Consider the following 22,773-nt stretch of genomic DNA (forward strand, 5'->3'; position numbering starts at 1 on the left):
AATCTATATAAACTCAAAACATTCTCTTAACCAACAAAACCTACTCTACAAATTACCAGCACAATCTAGGAAAGAATTAACTGACAAAACACCACTATAAGTTAAATTAGCAGCATAAAAAGCCAATAATTTATAACTACTCCTTTTAGTTTAGCCTAAATCAAACATTCAAAACCCAAAACTGACACAACATGCTATAAATCAGAAAAAATAAACTATGTCATTCATTAAAAATAATCATAACAAAAAAAGAGCATTCATTATCAGATGAATGCTCTTTTTTTGTTATGATTTTATAAATACTATTATCTAGTACCTCCAGCCCACCAAACTTTTTCTGTGTAAACGTATGAGCCGTCTCCGTATAGGTCTTTAATATTTGAATTTGAAGCAACATCAGATTGACCATACGCAAATCTTTGTGGAAATAATTCAGGTTTTGGATTTACCATAGGAATAAAACTTCCATTACCCATTGCTTGCAAACGTCTAATGTCATTGTAAGATTCAATACCTTCATTTTCGTAGAAAGAAATATGTTTTTCCAGCATTATTTTTTTCAATAAGGCATCACCTGTTAACGTTCCTATCGAAGCTATATAAGTATCTGCCTGAGCAGTTGTAAATGTTACAACTTGCTTTTTGGTGTATGCAGCCTTTATAGCATTATTCATCGTTGTTTGAGCCGTAGGCAGACCTAATCTAGCTTCAGCTTCAGCTTTTAAAAATAGTAATTCGTGGTAACTTAGTAAGTAAATCGGATTTTTTTCACTCATAAGTGCCGAAATAGAATACACACCTTGTCCTTCAACATCTTCTTTTGAATTATCAAAAGGAACGACCAAACCGTTCTTTTTTGTAAAAAATGAAGCAGTACGCGCATCAGAAGGCCCATTAGCTAACATTGTATCATAAAAACTTTTTGCGACACATATAAAACCTCGATCTAGTTGAACTCTGGCATAAGGATTCGGAACACCTGCATTTACAAGTTTTAGTTCATCGTCTGCATTAGCAAAAGAAGCATTTACGTAATTAATAACTTCTTGGTAATCGGCTTTTCTAAGTGATAATCGCATAGTGTATCTTGCTAATAAACCATTAGCTGCTTTTATCCATTTTACTGAATTTCCCCCATAAATAACATCCTGATTTCCTAAACTTGCATAAGTTGTAGTTTTGTTTAGATTAGCAATACCATCATTTAATTTGGTAAAGATCTCCAAATAAATAGCTTCTTGTTTGTCTACTTTTGGTTGAAATATTATTCCTGCTTGTCCAGCTTCTGTGTAAGGTACATCTCCAAAAAGATCTGTAAGAACACTTAAATTATAAGCTAGTAATATCTGAGCTATACCTAATGTTTGATAGTTTCCTTTTTCTTCACCCGTTGAACATTTGTCGATAATTATACGTAATGTTTTTATTTGCTCATAACTATTGCCCCACCCATTATTATAAGTAGATGATAATTGCGGCTCAGCTCGTCTAACTTGTGCATTATACATTTGGTTATGGTTACCTGCATTTAATTCAGAGTATATTCCAGCATAAAATGAGGCATCAGAACCAGTTACTGAAAAAGCAGAGTTCACCATGACATCTGTAATCACTAATCGCGTAGCCATATCAGCTGGATTATTGACATTCTTATTTATATCATCCATCTTGTCCTCAGAACAAGCTTGAAATAAGAATAGAGCCATTATAGCACTTAATGTTATTTTTATATTCTTCATTTGTTTTTTTATTAAAATTTAAAGTTCATCCCAAAACCAATACTCTTCGTTTGCGGCATGGTCCATTGTTCAAATCCACCTGAAAAGTTGTTATTTCCTTGTGTTGCTTCTGGATCAAGATTTGGCATTTTTGACCATAACAAAATGTTCCTTGCAAAAATTGAAGCTCTAAGATCAACAGTATTGTTTAATAATTTAGGAAATTGGTACCCAAGAGTAACTTCTCTTAATTTTACAAAACTTGCATCGAAAACTGCAGATTCTGCAATACCATTTAAAGCTGCCGCTAATTGTTGTGCACCATTAGGATCTGAAGCACCTCCTCTAACAATGTCATTTGGAGTTCCGTCTGCTTTAACACCTGGATATATAAATTGAGATGTTCTGTCTGCAGTTCTTGCATCTACACCGTAAAAATTCATTAAGTTATTGGATCCGCTGTACATTTGTCCTCCATTTTTCCAATCCACTACTGCTCCAAGTGAAACTCTTTTGTACGTGATTTGAGTAGAACCTCCTAAAGTAAATTTAGGAGCAACTTCTCCCAGAACTTTTAATTCTCCATCTGCAACAGGAAGACCCTGAGCATTTACTATAATATTATTTTGTGCATCTCTTGCAAAGCCTGTACCGTAAATAACTGGAAAACGATCTCCTACACTAGCTCTAAGCTGCGGTGTTACAAATCCTCCTAAAAAGATGTTATCAACACCATTTGCCAATGCCTCTACGTACGAATCAATTTTAGAAAAGTTCACATTAAATGTCCAGTTAAAATCTGTAGTACGTATTGGATTTACCATTAATGATAATTCATGCACATCGTTACGCATTTTTCCGCCATTTGTCACAAGTGAACTTGCTCCTGTCGAACCTGCCAATGGAACACTAAAAATTTGATTTGTTGAATTCTGCTTAGAGAAAGTATAATCAATTCCAATTCTGTTATTGAAAAACTTTAAATCCGCCCCAACTTCATACGATTTTGTATTTTGTGGTTTTAAATTCGGATCATATTGTATGTTATTAGGTATATACGAACTAACTCCTCCTAGTGGATATTGTATAGGCTGCCCTGACCAATATCCCCCACTATAAAGCGGATTTGTGTAATAATTTCCAACATAATCTCCTGCTTGTCCTACTTGAGCAATCGATCCTCTAAGTTTTGCATAAGAAAGAAACGAACCTCCTTTTAAACCTTCAAGCTCTGTTACTACGAAACCTAAAGATGCTGACGGATAAACAAAACTTCTGTTACCTCTTGGCATATTAGATGCAATATCTTTACGAATAGTTGCGCTTAAGAAAAGCATATTTCTGAATGATAATTCAGCATTACTAAAAAAACCAACAGTACGTTTTTGTCTACGATATTCTTCGGCGGTTATTGTTCTTGCATTAGCAATTGTTGCCCAGCCTCCAAAATTGAAAGCTGTTCCAAGATCATCATATTCTTTTGTGTTTTGATGATTGTACTCATTTCCAACCAAAACATTTAAATTAAGATCTTTAGTAATATTTATGTTGTAGTTTAATGTCAATAAAGAATTAATCACATCATTCGTTGTCCCATAAAGATGTGCACTGCTGCTTTGTCCTGATAAATCAAGTTTATTTCCAAATTCAAAAACATCTCTATAATTGGTTGTCCAAGAATCTACACCAGCTTGATACTTAACTGTTAATTTTTGACTTCCATCTGAACTTATAATTGGCGAGTACTGAATGTAAGCATTTCCATAAGCTCGATTCGTTTTTTCGCTAAATTCATTGTTTTTAGCAGCCCAGTAAGGGTTATTGAAAACACTTGGTCTGTAATAGATTTGATCGTATGGGTTAGCAGGATTAGCGTAACCAATTCCTTTTAAGTCATAACTTCTTGGAGCTGCAAATACTCCAACTATAGCGCCATCATTTGCTGATGTACTTTTACTTATTTTAGTTTCTACATAGTTAAATGAGAAACCAGTTTTCCACTCATTATTTAATTTTGTATCTACAACAGCTTTTGCAGTATATCGATTCATCCCTGTTTCAGGAATAATACCATCTTGCTTTGAAGTTCCTACACCAAATGAATAATTAGTTTTCTCTGTTGCCTGAGAAATGTTCAATGAATTATTAATTGTAAATCCTGTTTTAAAAAAATCATTAATATTATTATAAGCTTTAGGAACTACCCAAGGATCTAAGCCCGCTTTCGCTCTTTGAGGCACATAATATTTTCCAGGTTTAAGCACTCCGCCATTAAGCGTATTAGCTATATTTCCGCCATATACAGGATCATTAGGTAATTCTGAAATTTTTGGCCCCCAGTTCGTCGAAGCATTTGGGTTAAATATTCCATTTGAACCTTGAGCATATTCATTTTGAGTCTCAGGCTTTTTTGAAATTGTTTCAAAACTTGTAGAGGTATTAAAAGTAATAACCGGCTTACCACCTTGAGCTAAATTTCTTCCGCTTTTTGTAGTAATTACAATTACACCATTAGAAGCTCTTAGTCCGTATAGAGCTGACGCAGCTTGTCCTTTTAAAACATTTATCGACTCAATTTCATTTGGGTCAATATCCACCGCTCTGTTTGCAATATCCGCTCCTGTAACTCCATTTTTCGTACTGAAATCTGCTTGAGATGCTACAGGCATACCATCAATAACATACAAAGGAGTATTATTTCCTGTAAAAGAACGAGCTCCACGAATTATAATCTGTGAAGAAGCTCCAGGAGCACCACTTGATGGCGTAATAGACACACCTGCTAATTTTCCTTGCAGGGCACCAGCAAGACTATTATTATTCCCTCTAGTAATATCGGCCGCTTTTACTTCTTGCGTAGCATATCCGAGCGCACGTGTACTTTTCTTAACCCCTAATGCTGTAATTACAACACTTTCCAATTCTTGTGCACCTCCATCTGCCATTTTTACATTAATAGTAGAAGAACTTGCTGCAATTTCTTGAGTCTTCATTCCCAAGTAGCTAAATACTAATACTTGGTTTGATGATGCTTTGATAGAAAACTTACCGTCAAAGTCCGTTTGTGTTCCGTTTTTAGTTCCTTTAACCAGCACACTCACACCTGGCAAAACCATTCCTGCATTATCAGAAACCTTTCCGGAAACAGTTCTTTCTTGCGCAAATGTTAATTGCATGCTAAGAACAAAAAAGAAGATCACTAATCCTTTTAATTTTTGTTTCATTATTTTTTTGTTTAGAATTATTGGGGTCGAACTTATAAAATTAAAATAATTTTAACAAGTTTTATATGTCTTTTAACATTACATAATGAAATACTAATACTACAATAAATTTTTTATTTAGTTAAAAAATAAATAATAACTTACAAATAATATTAAACTGGACAGAAAAAAGAAAAGAATCTCGTCTATTAATAAAATAACTACATTTTTAATAATACAATTAACAAAATAGAAAACCACTGTATCAAACATGAAAAAACCGTCTAAAAATTTTAGACGGCTCTTAACTCCTTACCATTTCGCACTAATAGGGTACTAATTCAATATAGACCAAAATGAATATAAGGAAGATATTCTCATCCTACACTAGATAACAAAAAAGCGGATTTTTTTTGTAGAGATAGTTGTTTCGCTGTAAAGAACAAAACATCATAATTGTAAGAAGGGAGTCTTACATTATCAAATAAGATTTGTTTCTTGATTTCTGAAGCAAACATAATTAAAATAAAAGTGTTTTCCTACAATATAAAAATATAAACATAAAATAAAACTTATTTTATCCTTATTTACTCTTTTTACTGTAGTAACGAAATAATAAAGCCAATAGTTTTTCAACTATTGGCTTTATACAATTTAAAGAATGCTGTTGTTAAATATTAACTTGGATCAACACACTCAGAATAAGTAACGATATGTTTAGTCAAATCTGTCCATTTTGGCTCAGGATTATCAGAAATTACTTTTTGACAGCTTCCCCATAATGGTTGAAATTCTTTTTTGTAATCTTTTTTCTTTAATAAAAATGCTGGAGAATCTTTTTTAGCAACATAGTATGATTTTGCATCTCCACCAACAAATTTAACTCCTCCTACTCCTAAAGATGTAGTTTCTTTTGCATAAGGATCGCAATATACTTTAACATCTTTACTAAATCCAGGATTTAAAAGCTGCATTAATAATTTTGAGTTTTTCTTTTTAACTTTTACGTCAGCAGTTTCAAAATAAGCGTAACCTTGGTTTAAGAAATCTTGATTTAATTTCTCATCATTCCACTTTTTAAAATCTTCAAGAAAATTTAGTTTTTTTCCTAAATTATCAAGTCCGCTTGGCGGCAAATACATAAACTTAATATCTTCTGGTTTTAGTTTGTGTTTTTTTCCAGCTCCATCTTGCAATTTGATGAATTCAATTAATCCTTTGTCTCTGTCAATATCTCTAATAGTCCCATTAATTTCAGTTCCGTCAGCTAAAGTTATATACGCTGTTTTACTGTGAGAAAACCCATAAGATGGGGAAATTAAATTTTGTGCTTTCACTGCAGTAAATGCAACAAAAAGCATCATAAAAAGTAACGGTTTTTTAATCATTGTTTTGGTTTTAGAATTGTGCCTACTCTTACGATTTTCGGCTTCCTCGCTTTATTTTGACAACACAAAAGGAAGATTAACTTCTTAAAAAATATTTGTATTTTTAATTATAATTGACAATCATTTTCCTACTGTAAACATAATTATAAAAACGATATATACAAGCCATAATTTATTTTTTTTACACGAAAATTCAGGCATACAATTCATAACATTTCACTAACAATAACTTTAACTTTTCTACATTTTTCAAAACACCAGCTGTCAAATTAATTCAAAAAAAAAGCTGATAATTGTTTCCAATTATCAGCTTTTTAATAGGTTTTATTCAACTACATTCTTTCAGGAACTTCAATCCCTAATAGTGCAAATGCAGATTTTATAACTTCGGCAACTTTTTGTGAAAGCTGCACTCTGAATATTTTTTTTATTAAATCTACTTCACCTAAAATATGAACTGATTGATAGAACGAATTGTATTCTTTTACTAAATCATAGGTATAGTTTGCAATTAATGCCGGGCTGTGATTTTGTGCCGCATTTTGAATTATCTCAGGAAAAAGCTCAATTAGTTTTACGAGTTCTTTTTCTTTTTCATGCAGCTCTTCAATCTGTGATTTATCCGAAAAATCAAAATCGGCTTTACGTATGATTGATTGGATTCTTGCATAAGTATATTGAATAAACGGACCAGTATTTCCAGCAAAATCAACAGATTCTTCAGGATTAAACAAAATACGTTTTTTAGGATCTACTTTTAAAATATAATACTTTAATGCCCCAAGACCAATTGTTTTATACAATTTAGCTTTCTCCTCATCAGAGTAACTATTTAACTTCCCGAGATCTTCCGAGATCTGTTTTGCGGTATCTGCCATATCCTGCATCAAATCATCTGCATCAACAACAGTTCCTTCACGGCTTTTCATTTTTCCAGAAGGCAAATCAACCATTCCGTATGACAAATGATACAAGCTTGACGCCCAATCAAATCCTAATTTTTTAAGGATTAAAAACAAAACTTTAAAATGATAATCTTGCTCGTTTCCAACGGTATAAACCATTCCGCCTACATCCGGCATATCTTTTACACGCTGAATCGCTGTTCCAATATCTTGCGTCATATAAACAGCAGTTCCGTCAGAACGCAATACAATTTTACGATCTAAACCTTCATCTGTCAAATCAATCCAAACAGAACCGTCAGGATCTTTTTCAAAAACGCCTTTATCAAGACCAACTTGCACAACATCTTTCCCTAATAAATAAGTATTGCTTTCGTAATAGTATTTATCAAAGTCAACGCCAAGGTTAGAATATGTGACAGCAAAACCGTCATAAACCCATTGATTCATTTTTTTCCAAAGTGCAATAACTTTCTCATCACCAGCTTCCCATTTTTTAAGCATTTCTTGCGCTTCAATAATAATTGGCGCTTGTTTTTTTGCTTCTTCTTCGGTTTTACCTGTTTCTATTAAATGATTAATTTCTGCTTTGTAAGCTTTATCAAATTCAACGTAATACTTACCAACTAGTTTGTCTCCTTTTAAATTTGAACTTTCGGGAGTTTCGCCGTTTCCAAATTTCTCCCAAGCCAGCATCGATTTACAGATATGAATTCCACGATCGTTGATGATTTGAGTTTTATATACTTTTTTTCCTGATGCTTTGATAATTTCAGCTACAGAATATCCTAACAAATTGTTACGTACGTGACCTAAGTGCAAAGGCTTATTTGTATTTGGCGAAGAATATTCGACCATAATTGCTTTGTCTTCAGCATTTTGAGTTACATATCCAAATTTAGAATTGTCTTTTATATCATTAAAGAAACTCAAATAATAACTGTCTGCTATTACAATATTCAAGAAACCTGAAACCACATTGAAACGAGCAACTTCTGAAACATTTTCAACAAGATAATTTCCAATTTTATTACCTAATTCTGCAGGATTGCTTTTAATAACTTTTACCAAAGGAAAAATCACCATTGTAATATCGCCTTCAAACTCTTTTCTAGTAGTTTGAAATTCGATTTTATCAACTGTAACGTCAAATAATGCTTGTATTGCTTTTTGTATAGAAGGTGTAAGAATTTGTGATAATGACATGTAAACTTATTTTTAAAGTGAGCAAAGATACTGCTTATTCATCAATAACAGAAAATGAATAACATATAAAATACTATATAACTATTAGAATTTCTTAAAACCTTCTTGCTTTCAAGTGTTAAAATTATCAAAAAATAAAAACCTTAATCCCTTACAAAACAGAAGCATTCATAAAATCACATATTTTTTTAACTTTTTTTCTGTAACATATCGCTGACTAAAGAGTCTTAATAAGGGACTTCGAATTTATTATGAAAAACAAAAAAAGTAAAATAAACAAAAACAAGCACATCATCAATCAATCAAAATAATCATTATCAAATTATGAAACTAAAATTCTTTCTGTTGGTATTACTAGGTGTAATCTCGACAGTACAAGCTCAAAATTCAGGAACGGTCTCTGGAAAAATTACTGAAAAATCAAATAACGCACCTATTTCTTATGCTACGGTATCTATTAAAGATAACGGAAAAGTTGTTTCGGGCGTAAACACAGATGACAACGGAGACTTTACTTTTAAAAACTTAGCTTTAAAAAGTTATACTATTGAAATTCAATATATCGGTTTTAGAAAATATATTGGTTCAATCATTTTAAGTGAAAACAAGAAATCTGCAACTGTAAATGTTTCTCTTGAAGAAGAAGCAACTCAATTAAAAGGGGTAAACATTGTTGCTGAGCGTTCTACAATCGAACAAAAAATCGACAGAAAAGTAGTTAATGTTGGTAAAGATTTAACAACTGCCGGCGCTTCTGCATCAGATATTATGAACAATATCCCGTCTGTAAATGTAGATCAGGATGGAAAACTTTCGCTGCGTGGAAATGATAATGTTCGTGTGTTAATTGACGGAAGACCTTCAAATATTGACCCAGCGCAATTGTTAAAACAAATTCCATCAACTTCAATCAAAAAAATTGAGTTAATTACAAACCCAAGTGCAAAATACAATCCAGAAGGAATGTCTGGAATCATCAATATCATTTTGCACAAAAATGCGAATACTGGTTTTAATGGAAGTTACAGTGGAGGTATTACTTTTGGAGAAACTGCAAAATACAACCAATCTTTAGACTTAAATTATAAAACTGGAAAAGTAAATTTCTTTGGAAATGTTGGACAAAATTTTGGTAAATATCAAAATGAAGGTTTTATGAGAAGATTAGATCAAGATATTGTACAAAATATCGACGTTCTAAATGACAACGACTCTTATTTGTATAAAATTGGTATGGATTATTTAATTGATGATCATAATACTTTATCTATTTACACCAACCAAAATAAATCTAATGGTAAAGGTTTTGTAAATACTGACATTGATTATAATAATGTAGCAGATTCTGATATTTACAACATCTTTCAGAAATCATCATATTCAGGGCCTGATCAAGTTGGAACTTATAATTTAGCCTACAAACACATCTTTAAAAAAGAAGGACACACTTTAGATTTTGAAGGAAATTATAGTGATAACAAAGAAGATCAATATGCTTCTTTTGACACAAAAACAACTAAACTTGATAACACTTCAAGTGATATTATTTTCAATGATTACATAAAAGGTACACGAAAATTAACGACTTTGAACCTTGATTACGTAAATCCATTAAACGAAAAAACAACACTTGAAGCTGGTGCTGAAGCCAGACTTACTAGAACAGATAACGATTATACAACAGGAAATCCTTTAATGCCAATTGCTGATCGTGTTTCAAATTACACTTACGATACTGATATATACTCTGCGTATGTGACTTTTGGGCAAAAATTTAAAAAATTCAGCTATCAAGTTGGGGCTCGTTTTGAAAGCTATAAAGTAGCGGCAAATTTGAACTATGGTAAAGATAAATTTGATGATGATTATATTACATTATATCCATCTGCTTATTTAACGTATAACTTAAATGAGAAAAACACTTTACAATTTAGTTACAGCCGTCGTGTTGACCGTCCGAGTTTAGAGCAGACAAAACCTATTCGTGAGTTTGCAACTCCATTAGTTACTTCTTTAGGAAATCCTGAACTAAGACCTCAATTTACCAATTCTGTAGAGGTAAATTATACAAAAACACTTGAAAAAGGAAGTTTTACTGCAGGTGTTTTCGTAAGAAGCATTAACGATCAAATTAGCAGAATTTTATATCCAGACCCAGCAGATGCAAGTGGTGAGAAACAAATTATGACTTTTACTAACTACGATAATAATACTGCTTACGGTTTTGAAGCTTCGTTTAATTATAAAATTACAAAATGGTGGGATATTCAACCATCTATCGACTTTTCGAGCATTAACCAAGAGGGAATAGTATTTTTATATGATCCTGTAACTAAAAAAAGTAATCCGCTTGAACGAAAAATTACGGTTGCAGCATTTAATGGTCGTATGAATTCAAACTTTAAAGTAAACAAACGTTTAAGCTTTTTACTATTTGGTTTCTATAGAGGTGCTACAGACGGACTTCAAAACAACAGCCACGAAATGTATAAAATGGACATAGGTTCTCGTTATACTTTATTAAACAACAAAATGAATATAAGTTTACGTTTTAATGACGTTTTCAATACAATGAAATATGCTTTTGATACAATGTATCCTTACCCGCAATTGGGACAATTTACATGGGAAAGCCAAACCGTTTATTTAGGCTTAACGTATAACTTTGGAGGTGCAAAAATTAAAAACTTACAACGTAAACAAAGAGAGGATAATACTAATAAAGGCGGCGGCGGAATGTTCTAATCTCGCTTTTATTAGATCTATTTTAATATTTTTTAAATAATTTCTTGTAGAAAAAAAGCCTGAAGTTTGCCAACTTCAGGCTTTTTATTTAGCTACAAAAAGTTTTTTAACTCTTTTACTTCTTCTGGATTTGCTCTTTCCGTGTTATCTGTAATTGCTGATGAATGATAGAAAGTCGGCGCTAATTTATCTTGAAGCAATTTAATATTCGAAGATCGCAATCCACCGCCGGGCATAATTTCAATTCGATCTTTTGCCAGCTTTTGTATCAACACCAAATCAAAAATACCTTCTTCAACATTTTTTCCTCGTCCAGAAGTTAGAATTGTATTAAAACCACAGGCAATAACATCTTCAAGCGATTGCTCAAAATCATTAACTACATCAAAAGCACGGTGAAAAGTACACGAAAGTGAACCTGCTAAATTAACCAGCTCTTGATTTTGTTTTTTATTTACACTTCCATCTTCATTCAAAATTCCAAAAACAAAACCGTCAACTCCTAGTTTTTTAAACTGTTTTATGTCTTGTTTCATTTCGACAAACTCATCATCGGTATAAACAAAATTTCCTCCGCGTGGTCGTATAATTACGTGCATTTTTATATTCAGCTTTTCACGAACTCTTACTGCCGATATTGTATTTGGAGTAGTTCCGCCAAGCTGCATATTATCACATAATTCGATTCGGTCAGCACCATTTTCTTGTGCAATTATTGCCGATTCGTAATTGAAACAGGCTATTTCTAATTGATTTTTTTTCATTTTATTTTAAATCTATTTTTCGTCAAAAGAAACCTAACAGGTTTAAATACGCAATTTATAAAAAAACCTGCTCCAAAATGAAGCAGGTTTTCAAAATATAATGCAAGATGAATTAATTTACCATTTGATGATTGCACTAGCCCAAGTAAATCCACTTCCAAAAGCAGCCAAAACTACAGTATCTCCAGATTTAATCTTACCTTGTTCCCAAGCTTCTGTCAAAGCAATTGGAATAGATGCTGCGGTTGTATTTCCGTACTTTTGAATGTTATTATGAACTTGATCGTCTGATAATTTGAATTTATTTTGAATAAACTGCGAAATTCTCAAATTTGCCTGATGCGGAATCAACATATCAATATCTGAAACCTGCAAACCATTTGCTTCTAAACCTTCATTTATTACTTCTGCAAAACGAACTACTGCATTCTTGAATACAAACTGTCCGTTCATATACGGATAGTAACTTTCGTCATTCGGATCGTTATCTGCAATAATATCTGTTACCCAACGCGCTCCCATTCCAGGCGCCTGCAAAGCCAATTCTTCGGCATGCTGTCCTTCAGAGTGCAAATGTGTTGATAAAATTCCTTTCGTCAAATCTTCTTCACGACTTAAAACAGCTGCTCCAGCTCCATCTCCAAAAATAACCGAAACTCCACGTCCGCGGGTTGTCATATCTAGTCCTGTCGAATGCACTTCAGAACCTATTACCAAAATATTTTTATACATTCCGGTTTTAATATATTGATCTGCAACAGAAAGAGCATACACAAATCCAGAACATTGATTTCTAACATCTAAAGCTCCTACCGTTCTTAATCCTAAATCACGTTGTACTAAAACTCCAGGTCCTGGAAAATAGTAATCTGGACTTAATGTCGCAAAAACCACAAAATCTATATCTTCTTTGGCTACACCAGAACGCTCGATTGCAATTTTAGCAGCTTTCACTCCCATTGAAGTTGTAGTATCTTCTCCACGAATGATATGTCTTCTTTCTTGAATTCCGGTACGTTCCTGAATCCATTCATCATTGGTATCTATAATCTTAGACAAATCATCATTTGTCACGACATTTGAAGGAACATAATATCCTAAGCCCGCTATTTTTGAATGATACATATTCTTTTATTATTTGTTAAAAATTTAGAATGCAAATTTAAGTATACTTTAAAAAATTAGCATACAAATTAGTCTTTTTTTCGTAATTATCAGTTTAATATCTTTTAATTATAAGACTATTTAAAAACATTTAATTCTCAATTAAACATCATTTTGAACAAATAACTGAAAAGAATGAAAAATAACCTATAAAATGTAACAAGACTACTGTATCTTAGACAAACATTTTTATGTGTTCTTAATTCAAATCCAAAAAATCCAAATCATGAAATTAAAGGTTACTCTATTCTTACTTTTACACCTTGGTTTATTTTCTTTTGCACAAGAAAATTTAACGTATCAAAAACCCTCTAAATCTATTCTAGATTTAGCTGATTACCAAAGAGCTCCAACCGTATCTATGGATACAAAAAAAGAAAACATGCTCTTGCTATACCGAAATACATACAAAACGCTTGATGATTTAAATCAAGAAGAACTTCGTTTAGCTGGTTTAAGAATCAATCCTATTACTAATATTTCAAGTACGGTTACTTATGTAACTAATCTTAAAGTTAGAAAAATAAATGGAAAAGATGAAGTTCAGGTTTCAGGACTGCCAAGCAATCCTAAAATCAGTAATATACTTTGGTCGCCAAATGACAAAAAAGTCTTATTCTCTCACACCACAAACTCGGGTGTTGAACTTTGGGTACTAGATATTGCAACAGCGCAAGCGACAAAACTTACTGAAGCAACCGTAAATGCAAATCTTGGAAATCCTTTCAGCTGGTTTTTAGACAATGAAACTATTTTGGTAAAAATGCTTCCAAAAAACAGACAACCTCTATTAGACTCTAAAAAAGATTTACCAACCGGCCCAATTATCTCTAACACTTCTGGTGAAAAATCTCAAAATAGAACTTATCCTGATATGTTGAAAAACAAAAATGATGAGGCTAATTTTGAAAACATAATAACATCTGAATTGTATAAAGTAAAACTAAATGGAGATACCACTTTATATAAAGAAGCAGCTATGTTTGCCGGTGAAAGAATTTCGCCAGATGGTAATTACATAATGCTGACTACTATTCAAAAACCTTTTTCGTACGTAGTTCCATTAAACAGATTTCCATCTAAAACAGTTGTTTATGACTTAAGAGGAAAAGAGATTAAAACGGTTAACGAAGTTCCTTTAAACGAAATCATGCCAAAAGGTTTTATGGCTGTTCGCAAAGGAAAAAGAGAAATGGCATGGAGAAATGACAAACCTGCAACTTTATCTTATGTAGAAGCTTTAGACGAAGGTAATCCAGCAAACAAAGTAGATTTTAGAGATGAAGTTTTTCTATGGGAAGCTCCATTTACAAATAATGCAACAACATTAGTAAAGCTTCCTCAACGCTATAGTTATATTACTTGGGGGAACGATAATATTGCTTTTATTACTGACGAATGGTATGACACTCGTAACACTAAAACATACCTAATCGATCCTTCAAATCCGGGACAGCAGTCAAAAGTAGTTACGGATAGAAACCAACAAGATGTTTATTCAGATCCAGGAGTTTTTGAAACTAAAAAGAATGAATACAATAAACAAGTTTTAGCGATCGAAAAAGACAATGCTTACCGAATTGGTGACGGATATACAAAAGAAGGACAGTTCCCTTTTATTGATGAATTCAATTTAAAAACTTTAAAATCAAAACGTATTTATACTTCTCCTTACAAAGACAAAAAAGAAGATTTAATCGAAATTGAAGACTTCAAAACTGGAAAAGTTTTAGTTCAAATACAATCTAAGAGTGAATATCCAAATTACTATTTTAGAAACATCAAAAAACAAAATAGTATAACACCTATTACTGCTTTTAAAAATCCATTTGAAAGTATTAAAGATGTTAGTAAAGAAGTAATCAAATACAAACGTAAAGATGGATTAGAGCTTTCTGGAACTTTATACCTTCCTGTTGGTTATGATAAAGCTAAAAAAGAGAAAATGCCTTTATTAATCTGGGCTTATCCTGCTGAATATAAAGACAGAAACAGTGCAAGTCAATCAACTCAAAACTCTAACGAATTTACATTTCCATATTATGGATCATTTGTATATTGGGTTACAAAAGGATATGTAGTTCTTGATGATGCTGCTTTTCCAATTATTGGAGAAGGAAAAACAGAACCAAATGACAATTTTATCTCTCAGTTAGTAGACAACGCTGCAGCTGCAATTGATGCCGTTGACGCATTAGGTTATATTGATCGTAAAAAAGTGGCTGTTGGAGGACATTCTTACGGTGCATTTATGACAGCAAATTTACTAACGCATTCTAACTTATTTGCGTGCGGAATTGCAAGAAGCGGTGCTTACAACAGAACGCTTACTCCATTTGGATTTCAAACTGAACAAAGAAACTATTGGGAAGTTCCTGAAGTTTACAATACGATGTCACCGTTTATGAACGCTGATAAAATGAAAACTCCATTATTATTAGTTCACGGTGAAGCAGATAACAACCCTGGAACTTTTACTTTACAGACTGAGCGTTATTTTCAAGCTTTAAAAGGTCTGGGTGCTCCAGCTAGAATGGTAATTTTACCGAAAGAATCACACAGTTATGTTGCTAAAGAAAATATTCTACACTTACTTTGGGAACAAGATCAGTTTTTAGAAAAGTATTTAAAAAAATAAATCTCTATAATCGATTATAAAAATAAACCCGATAGATTTAAAATCTATCGGGTTTTGTATTTTACAAGTAATTTAAACCAAGAAATATTTCTTGCTCTAACGGAAGATCTATTTCACTTTCAAAAAACACCAGCTGCCTTTTATAAACCGTTTCAATCAAAAAATGACTTCCTCTAAAATAAGTTCTTCTAATCTTTACGGGAAGTTTTGATTCTGAAACCATTTTAAATTGATGCGGATAAACTAATGTTTTATGTGTTTCATCCTCGTAAGGAAGTAATAAATGCGTTGCAATTTCATTTACTTCACCAAACAATGAAGCCACATATTTTGTTTCAGGATCCTCATATATTTTTGTTGGATTATCCTTGACAATTATTTCTCCGTGACGCATAACAATTGCTTCGTCTGCAAATGACAAAGCATCTGTACTGTCGTGTGTGGCAATAATGCAGGTAATTCCTTTCTGCTTTAAATAACGAAATAAATTACGACGCAAAGCATTTTTACGAAAAGCATCGATCTGACTAAAAGGCTCGTCTAACAAGATAACTTCGGGTTCTAGAGCCAAAACTCTTACCAAAGCCACTCGCTGCTGCTGACCACCACTCAAAAATTTTGCTTTAACATTAGAGAACGATTCCATTTCTACCATCTCTAACAACTCCTGAACACGAAGTTTTTTCATATTAGCAAAACCATTCGACAGAAACTTACCCACATTTTCAGCAACCGTTTCATATGGAGATAAGTCAAAATCCTGCGCTAGATATTTCATAAATGGCATACCTGGAATCAAATTGTACTTTGGTCCTAAAATTGGTTTTTCACCATAAAACATTTTTCCCTCGTCTAGATTATATAAACCATATATAAGTTTAAGCAGCGTGCTTTTTCCGCAGCCGCTTTCTCCAATAATAGCAATATTCTCGCCTTTGTTTATAGTAAAAGAAACGTCTTTAATAACGGGTTTCTCGGTATACGTAAAAGAGATATTCTGAATGTCAAGCATGGGTTGTATTTGAAAGTCCAAATTTACAATGTTTAATTTCTAATGTCAAAAAAAAAGCTGCATCAATTAAGAAACAGCTTTTTTTATATTTTATTTTATCTGAAATTATTTTCCAGCTTCTGCTTTTGCATCATTAACCATTTTGTCATTTGCAGTAATAGAAAATTCTACACGACGGTTTTGAGCTCTTCCTTCTGGAGTATCGTTTGTTGCAATAGGATCAACAATACCCAAACCTGAAGTTTTGAAACGGCTTGATTTTAATCCTTTAGAAACTAAATAAGCTTGCACAGAAGCAGCTCTTTGTCCTGAAAGTGTCAAGTTATATTCTGGTTTACCTGTATTATCTGTATACCCAAAAATTTGAATATCAGTATCACCATAGTCATTAAATACAGGAACTAATTTATCTAAGTTTGCTTTAGCTTGAGGAGTAAGCGTCGATTTATTAGTATCAAAACGAACCGCATTTTCGTTTAAAGTTAAATGAATTCCTTCACCAACTCTTTCAACATCTGCACCTGGCAAAGCCTGATCGATTTCACGAGCCTGTTTGTCCATTTTGTTTCCAATAAGAGCACCAGTTCCACCACCAACAGCAGCACCAATAGCAGCGCCTAAAGCAGCATTCCCGCCATGTCCTAAATTATTTCCTAGAATACCACCAATAAGAGCTCCTGCAGCAACTCCTATCCCTGCTCCTTTTTGTGTATTATTTGCATTTTGCACTGAGTCGCAGCTTGTAAACAAACTAACTAATACTAGTAAGCTACTTAATCCTAAAACTGTTATCTTTTTCATTTTTTTTTCCCTTTTTATTATAAATTAATTAGCTCTCTGAAATTGGTAAGTAACATCTTTTACTTGTCCGCCCACATTAATGTTGTCAATTAACTGAAATGAATTATCAGTAAGTCCTGCAACTTTAAGTAAATATCCTGATTTAACATTTTTTGATTTTGTTCCCGGATCAACAATTTTAAGTACAAAAAGTCCTTGATTGTTAATACTCCAAACAATTGGAGAAGTAAAACCAGTACAGCTTGGAGATGTTAAAGCCATCGTACCTTTATTATTATTTGAAATAAAACTCCAAGTACTGCCTATAAAACACTTAGAATCTGCAAGATCAAAAGAAGTTACTTTGATATAATCAGAGCCTGGATAAGACACATTAGTAAGTACCCAATTTCCTTTAAGTGCAACTTGAGTCGGTCGATCAAGTTTAGTCGAAAGCGTTGGTGCTTCATTAGAAGAAGCTGTTGTAGACGAAGCTGATTTACACGCAAAAAACGTAGCGGCAACCATGCAAATGAAAATAATTTTCTTCATTTTGTTACATTATTTAAGTTAATACTTACTCGTTTAACAATTATTATACCACAAATATACGATTCGTGCCGACAAAATTTGTTTTAGAATCCATTTATTTTCTTTCAAAATTAACACTTGCGACAATTTGTCATCTTAAAAGCAATTGGTATTTTATTTGACAGAATGAAAATCATCAAGTTAAACTCAAAAAATTAAAAAATATGACAACAGGTAAAATTAATGTTTCGGTAGAAAACATCTTTCCCTTAATCAAAAAGTTTTTATACAGCGATCACGAAATTTTTCTTCGTGAGCTGGTTTCAAATGGAACCGATGCCACTTTAAAATTAAAACATCTTATCAGCATCGGCGAAGCCAAAGTTGAATACGGAAATCCAGTTATTGAAATCAAAGTTGATAAAGAAGGAAAAAAAATCCACATTATCGACCAAGGTTTAGGTATGACTGCTGATGAAGTAGAAAAATACATTAATCAAGTTGCTTTTTCAGGAGCCGAAGAATTCTTAGATAAATACAAAGATTCTGCAAAAGATTCTGGAATTATTGGGCATTTTGGTCTTGGTTTTTATTCTGCATTTATGGTTGCAGAAAAAGTAGAAATCATCACTAAATCATACAAAGATGAACCAGCAGCTCACTGGACTTGTGACGGAAGCCCGGAGTTTACTTTAGAACCGGCTGACAAAACTTCACGTGGTACAGAAATCATTCTTCACGTTGCCGAAGATTCTTTAGAATTTTTAGAAGATTCTAAAATCAGCAGCTTATTGAATAAGTATAACAAGTTTATGCCTATTCCAATTAAATTTGGGACAAGAACTGAAACTCTTCCTAAACCAGAAGATGCTCCAGAAGATTATGTAAATGAAACTGTCGAAATTGACAACATCATTAACAACCCAAATCCTGCTTGGACAAAACAGCCATCTGAATTATCTGATGAAGATTATAAAAACTTCTACAGAGAATTGTATCCAATGCAGTTTGAAGAGCCGTTATTCAACATTCATTTAAATGTTGATTATCCGTTTAACCTAACTGGGATTTTATATTTCCCTAAATTAGGTTCTGACATGCAGATTCAAAAAGATAAAATTCAGTTGTACCAAAACCAAGTTTACGTTACTGATAATGTAGAAGGAATTGTCCCTGAGTTCTTAACAATGCTTAAAGGTGTAATTGATTCACCAGATATTCCATTAAACGTTTCTCGTTCAGGTTTACAAGCTGATGGTGCTGTTAAGAAAATTTCAAACTATATCACTCGTAAAGTAGCTGATAAACTAAAAGCTTTATTTAACGAAAACCGTGCTGATTTTGAAGCGAAATGGAACGATATTAAAATTGTTTTAGAGTACGGAATGCTTTCTGAAGATAAATTCTATGAAAAAGCGGGCGCATTTGTTTTGTATCCAACAGTAGATAATACTTATTTTACTTTAGAAGAATTAAAAGAAAAATTAAAAGAGAACCAAACTAACAAAGATGGTAAACTTGTAGTTCTTTATGCAGGAAACAAAGAAGAACAGCATTCTTATATTGAAACTGCAAAAGAAAAAGGCTACGAAGTATTACTTTTAGATTCGCCTATTATTTCGCATTTAATTCAGAAAATTGAAAACGACAATACAGATTTAACTTTTGTTCGTGTAGACTCTGATCATATTGATAATTTAATCAAAAAAGATGAAAACACAATTTCAAAATTATCTGACGAAGAAAAAGAAACTCTAAAAACATCTTTAGAAGCTTATATCCCAAAAGCATATAGCGTACAACTTGAAGCTATGGACAGCCAAGCAGCACCATTCATCATTACGCAGCCAGAATTTATGCGTAGAATGAAAGAAATGAGTCAAAGCGGCGGCGGCGGAATGTTTGGAATGAACAATATGCCAGAAATGTACAACTTAGTTGTAAACACTAATTCTGACTTAGCTACAAGCATCTTAAATACTGAAGACAAAACACATCAGGAGCACTTGGTAAAACAAGCATTAGATTTAGCTAAATTATCGCAAAATCTATTAAAAGGTGAAGCTTTAACCGCTTTTGTAAAAAGAAGTTTCGAAATGATTAAATAATCTTTTCTAAAAAAACTTACTCTAAAATCCTACAGCACAATGCTGTGGGATTTTTTTTTTGCGATTCATTTTTTTTACTACATTTGATTACCCTTATAATCTAACCTTAAACAAAACTACTATGAAAAAAACTTTTTTTCTATTCGCAGCAGCCTGCGTTTCTACATTTTTCTACATTTCATGCTCAAGTAATGATGACATCGCAAACCAAACAGACACGAGTGCTGTTAGCGCATCTGTATTAATTGATGCTACCAACGACATGGACATAAAAACCGGATTGGCAGTAACTTCAAATAACAGTTCAACAGGCAAAACCACCGAAAGTGTACCTGTAATTTGCGCCAATGTCGTGACCGAGGTTTCTAACAAAGATTCTTATCCAAAGATTTTTAATATTGATTATGGCACTTCAGGCTGTACAAGTAATAAAATATTCAGAAAAGGAAAATTAAAAATTACACTTTCAGGCCCAGTAACTACTACAGGAAGCAAAATGACTATTGAACGAATTGATTATTCCATAAATAACCTCAAACTAGAAGGAACAATTGAATACACAAATACTACCACGGTAGCTACTGTACCGCAATTTAGCCGAAAAGTAATTAATGGCAAACTAACTGATTTAACAGGAAGAGTTTATCTAAACTCAGGTATCGTTACAGTAAAACAAACAGCTGGTGTTGACACTCCATTTGTTCTCGAAGACAACGTTTATGAAATGCCAGAAGGAACACATACTATAACAACTGATAAAGGAGGATCTCTAACATTGACTGTTCAAGAAACTCTAATTAAAAAATACTCTTGCGAGTTTATTTCTAAGGGAAAATTAAAAATTACCGGCGGTTCCTTAAATGGTGTTATTGATTATGGAAATCTAGAGTGTGACACGAAATACACCTACACACATGAAAATGGAACAGCCTACATTTTATCAATGTAAACGATTCATTTTTAAAAATATATACAAATCTCAGTTTAGAAATAAATTGGGATTTTTTTTTATTAAAATTTAATTCCCATTCATTACATTCAAACTATTTTCTTTATTTTGCACCAAAATCTAAAAACTAATGAAAAAATCAATTATTGCCTTTGTTACTCTTGCACTACTTGCATCATGCAGCAAAAAAGAATCTGCTGACAACTTACATATAACTGGAAATATAAAAGGTTTAAAAAGCGGAACCCTTTACATTCAACGATTTGCCGACACATCCCTTGTTGCAATTGACAGCATTAAAATTGATGGAAATTCAGCATTTGAAAGAGATCTAAAATTAGAATCACCAGAAGTATTGTATTTATTTCTAGATCGTGGTACATCAAATTCTTTAGACAATAATATTTTATTTTTTGCAGAACCAGGAAATATCAATATCGAAACTAATTTGGATAATTTTATTGCAAGTGCAAAAATCACTGGATCAAAAAATCAGGAATTATATGAACAGTATCAAAAAATAAACTCTCGTTTTATAGATGAAAACCTTACTATGGTAGCGTCGAAATTCAAAGCGATAAAAAGACAAGATCAAAAAGCAATAGATAGTATAGATGCCAAACAACAAGCAAATATTAAAAGAAAATATTTGTATGCAACAAACTTCGCTATTAACAATAAAGATTATGAAGTAGCACCTTATATTGCTTTAGCCGAAATTTATGATATAAATGTTAAATTTCTTGATACGATTCAAAAAACAATGACTCCAAAAGTAGCAAAATCGCTTTACGGAAAAAAACTCACCAAATATGTAGCCGAAATCAAAAAGGCTGAACAAAAATAATCTTTGACATTATAAAGGTCCTGAAATATTCAGGACCTTTTCTTATACACCAAATTTAAAAAATAAGAATCATTAGTTTCAAGAGTAGTAATTAAAATCCCCTATTGAATCAGTATAAAAAAATCACATACTAACATTATTACTTTATTTTTTTAAATACTCCTCTTAGAGAGACTAACTACGTTTACATCTTTTCCTATGGAGAAAAGGAAATGTTCCATTTATACTCACAAAAGAAATAACCAGCACGAATTAAAATTTCTTTCCAATCCAAGACTTATGCATATCTCAACAAAATAAAAGCCTATAAAGAACTTTTTCCATTCAAAGATAATTCCACATATAAAAAGAATAAAAATAACTTTAAAACAGCTGAAAACTAAAAGCACAGCCGTCGCTTTCGACTGCTGAGATACTATATATTTCAGGATTGATTTCCAAAGCCGCTATAAAACAAAAAATCCTCATCAAATACATGATGAGGATTTTTAAAAGAAAGGCGACGACATACTCTCCCACAAAATTGCAGTACCATCTGCGCAGGCGGGCTTAACTACTCTGTTCGGGATGGGAAGAGGTGAGCCCCGCCGCAATAACCACCTTAAGGTTGTTAGTCTAAAGTCTAAGGTCATAAAGTTGTAAAGTCTTTCGACATTCGACTTTAATCTTTCGACTTAAAGACTGCTCTGCGTCGAGCTAATATTTTAACATACTGAGATAAAGAAAAGTACTTTTATTTACTATTTTTAGAAAGTTTCTCCCCCACACCGAGGTGTGGGGAAAAGGGTGTACATAAGCTTACGGATTATTAGTAC

General features: G+C 32.5%; 14 protein-coding genes and 1 rRNA gene. 5 read left to right on the plus strand and 10 right to left on the minus strand.

All coding sequences use genetic code 11. The annotated features are described in order from the left end of the window. Positions 1-305: 305 nt before the first annotated feature. The 4 genes from ACHRV0_RS19355 to argS all read right to left on the minus strand — a co-directional run bounded on the left by ACHRV0_RS19355 (position 306) and on the right by argS (position 8,420). Entirely contained in the window at positions 306-1,739 is a 1,434-nt protein-coding gene (locus ACHRV0_RS19355) for a SusD/RagB family nutrient-binding outer membrane lipoprotein (RefSeq protein ID WP_395442130.1), read from the minus strand. An 11-nt stretch (positions 1,740-1,750) separates the two neighbouring features. Further along, positions 1,751-4,942 carry a SusC/RagA family TonB-linked outer membrane protein gene (locus ACHRV0_RS19360; RefSeq protein WP_395442131.1) on the minus strand — a complete coding sequence of 1,064 codons (3,192 nt, stop codon included), beginning with the start codon at positions 4,940-4,942 and terminating at the stop codon, positions 1,751-1,753. Between the two features lie 656 nt (positions 4,943-5,598). Then, on the minus strand, positions 5,599-6,309 hold the full coding sequence (locus ACHRV0_RS19365) for a hypothetical protein (RefSeq protein ID WP_123872417.1): 711 nt from the start codon (positions 6,307-6,309) through the stop codon (positions 5,599-5,601). 332 nt (positions 6,310-6,641) lie between these two features. Further along, the gene (argS, locus tag ACHRV0_RS19370) at positions 6,642-8,420 is read right to left on the minus strand and encodes an arginine--tRNA ligase (RefSeq protein WP_395442132.1); all 1,779 of its coding nucleotides are present in this window, start codon (positions 8,418-8,420) and stop codon (positions 6,642-6,644) included. A 324-nt stretch (positions 8,421-8,744) separates the two neighbouring features. Between argS and ACHRV0_RS19375 the strand changes: the two genes are divergently transcribed. After that, positions 8,745-11,165, plus strand: a complete 2,421-nt coding sequence (locus ACHRV0_RS19375; protein ID WP_395442133.1) for a TonB-dependent receptor domain-containing protein — start codon at positions 8,745-8,747, stop codon at positions 11,163-11,165. A gap of 92 nt (positions 11,166-11,257) precedes the next feature. Here ACHRV0_RS19375 and ACHRV0_RS19380 read toward each other — a convergent pair whose 3' ends face one another. Both ACHRV0_RS19380 and ACHRV0_RS19385 read right to left on the minus strand, forming a co-directional pair. Next, complete coding sequence (locus ACHRV0_RS19380; protein WP_395442134.1) at positions 11,258-11,929, minus strand: copper homeostasis protein CutC; 672 nt, start codon at positions 11,927-11,929, stop codon at positions 11,258-11,260. Between the two features lie 117 nt (positions 11,930-12,046). After that, a complete protein-coding gene (locus tag ACHRV0_RS19385) occupies positions 12,047-13,054 on the minus strand; it encodes a 3-oxoacyl-ACP synthase III family protein (RefSeq protein ID WP_089055930.1) in 1,008 nt (335 codons plus the stop codon). Between the two features lie 265 nt (positions 13,055-13,319). On the opposite strand from ACHRV0_RS19385, the gene ACHRV0_RS19390 reads away from it, so the two are divergent. Continuing rightward, positions 13,320-15,731, plus strand: coding sequence for a prolyl oligopeptidase family serine peptidase (locus tag ACHRV0_RS19390; protein ID WP_395442135.1), 2,412 nt, complete (start codon positions 13,320-13,322; stop codon positions 15,729-15,731). A 61-nt stretch (positions 15,732-15,792) separates the two neighbouring features. Here ACHRV0_RS19390 and ACHRV0_RS19395 read toward each other — a convergent pair whose 3' ends face one another. From ACHRV0_RS19395 to ACHRV0_RS19405, 3 genes are all read right to left on the minus strand, one after another. Then, the gene (locus ACHRV0_RS19395; RefSeq protein WP_395442138.1) at positions 15,793-16,743 is read right to left on the minus strand and encodes an ABC transporter ATP-binding protein; all 951 of its coding nucleotides are present in this window, start codon (positions 16,741-16,743) and stop codon (positions 15,793-15,795) included. A gap of 105 nt (positions 16,744-16,848) precedes the next feature. After that, complete coding sequence (locus ACHRV0_RS19400) at positions 16,849-17,544, minus strand: OmpA family protein (RefSeq protein WP_129025399.1); 696 nt, start codon at positions 17,542-17,544, stop codon at positions 16,849-16,851. A 24-nt stretch (positions 17,545-17,568) separates the two neighbouring features. After that, positions 17,569-18,075, minus strand: a complete 507-nt coding sequence (locus ACHRV0_RS19405; RefSeq protein ID WP_164975061.1) for a lipocalin family protein — start codon at positions 18,073-18,075, stop codon at positions 17,569-17,571. A 203-nt stretch (positions 18,076-18,278) separates the two neighbouring features. Between ACHRV0_RS19405 and htpG the strand changes: the two genes are divergently transcribed. The 3 genes from htpG (at position 18,279) to ACHRV0_RS19420 (ending at position 21,958) form a co-directional block, all read left to right on the plus strand. Continuing rightward, complete coding sequence (gene htpG / locus ACHRV0_RS19410; RefSeq protein ID WP_099720467.1) at positions 18,279-20,162, plus strand: molecular chaperone HtpG; 1,884 nt, start codon at positions 18,279-18,281, stop codon at positions 20,160-20,162. 121 nt (positions 20,163-20,283) lie between these two features. Beyond that, the gene (locus tag ACHRV0_RS19415) at positions 20,284-21,111 is read left to right on the plus strand and encodes a hypothetical protein (RefSeq protein ID WP_395442136.1); all 828 of its coding nucleotides are present in this window, start codon (positions 20,284-20,286) and stop codon (positions 21,109-21,111) included. Positions 21,112-21,241: 130 nt separating this feature from the next. Next, positions 21,242-21,958 (plus strand): DUF4369 domain-containing protein, encoded by a 717-nt coding sequence (locus ACHRV0_RS19420; protein WP_129025405.1) that lies wholly within the window; start codon positions 21,242-21,244, stop codon positions 21,956-21,958. 494 nt (positions 21,959-22,452) lie between these two features. Here the strand turns inward: ACHRV0_RS19420 and rrf are convergent. After that, positions 22,453-22,562, minus strand: a 5S ribosomal RNA gene (gene rrf, locus ACHRV0_RS19425). Between the last annotated feature and the right edge of the window lie 211 nt (positions 22,563-22,773).

The sequence above is a fragment of the Flavobacterium sp. FlaQc-30 genome, from assembly GCF_044005885.1.
Taxonomy (GTDB): Bacteria; Bacteroidota; Bacteroidia; order Flavobacteriales; family Flavobacteriaceae; genus Flavobacterium.

Coding starts and splice junctions, on each gene's coding strand:
- ACHRV0_RS19355 (WP_395442130.1), bottom strand. CDS start 1,739: ATGAAGAATATAAAAATAACATTAAGTGCTATAATGGCTCTATTCTTA.
- ACHRV0_RS19360 (WP_395442131.1), bottom strand. CDS start 4,942: ATGAAACAAAAATTAAAAGGATTAGTGATCTTCTTTTTTGTTCTTAGC.
- ACHRV0_RS19365 (WP_123872417.1), bottom strand. CDS start 6,309: ATGATTAAAAAACCGTTACTTTTTATGATGCTTTTTGTTGCATTTACT.
- argS (WP_395442132.1), bottom strand. CDS start 8,420: ATGTCATTATCACAAATTCTTACACCTTCTATACAAAAAGCAATACAA.
- ACHRV0_RS19375 (WP_395442133.1), top strand. CDS start 8,745: ATGAAACTAAAATTCTTTCTGTTGGTATTACTAGGTGTAATCTCGACA.
- ACHRV0_RS19380 (WP_395442134.1), bottom strand. CDS start 11,929: ATGAAAAAAAATCAATTAGAAATAGCCTGTTTCAATTACGAATCGGCA.
- ACHRV0_RS19385 (WP_089055930.1), bottom strand. CDS start 13,054: ATGTATCATTCAAAAATAGCGGGCTTAGGATATTATGTTCCTTCAAAT.
- ACHRV0_RS19390 (WP_395442135.1), top strand. CDS start 13,320: ATGAAATTAAAGGTTACTCTATTCTTACTTTTACACCTTGGTTTATTT.
- ACHRV0_RS19395 (WP_395442138.1), bottom strand. CDS start 16,743: ATGCTTGACATTCAGAATATCTCTTTTACGTATACCGAGAAACCCGTT.
- ACHRV0_RS19400 (WP_129025399.1), bottom strand. CDS start 17,544: ATGAAAAAGATAACAGTTTTAGGATTAAGTAGCTTACTAGTATTAGTT.
- ACHRV0_RS19405 (WP_164975061.1), bottom strand. CDS start 18,075: ATGAAGAAAATTATTTTCATTTGCATGGTTGCCGCTACGTTTTTTGCG.
- htpG (WP_099720467.1), top strand. CDS start 18,279: ATGACAACAGGTAAAATTAATGTTTCGGTAGAAAACATCTTTCCCTTA.
- ACHRV0_RS19415 (WP_395442136.1), top strand. CDS start 20,284: ATGAAAAAAACTTTTTTTCTATTCGCAGCAGCCTGCGTTTCTACATTT.
- ACHRV0_RS19420 (WP_129025405.1), top strand. CDS start 21,242: ATGAAAAAATCAATTATTGCCTTTGTTACTCTTGCACTACTTGCATCA.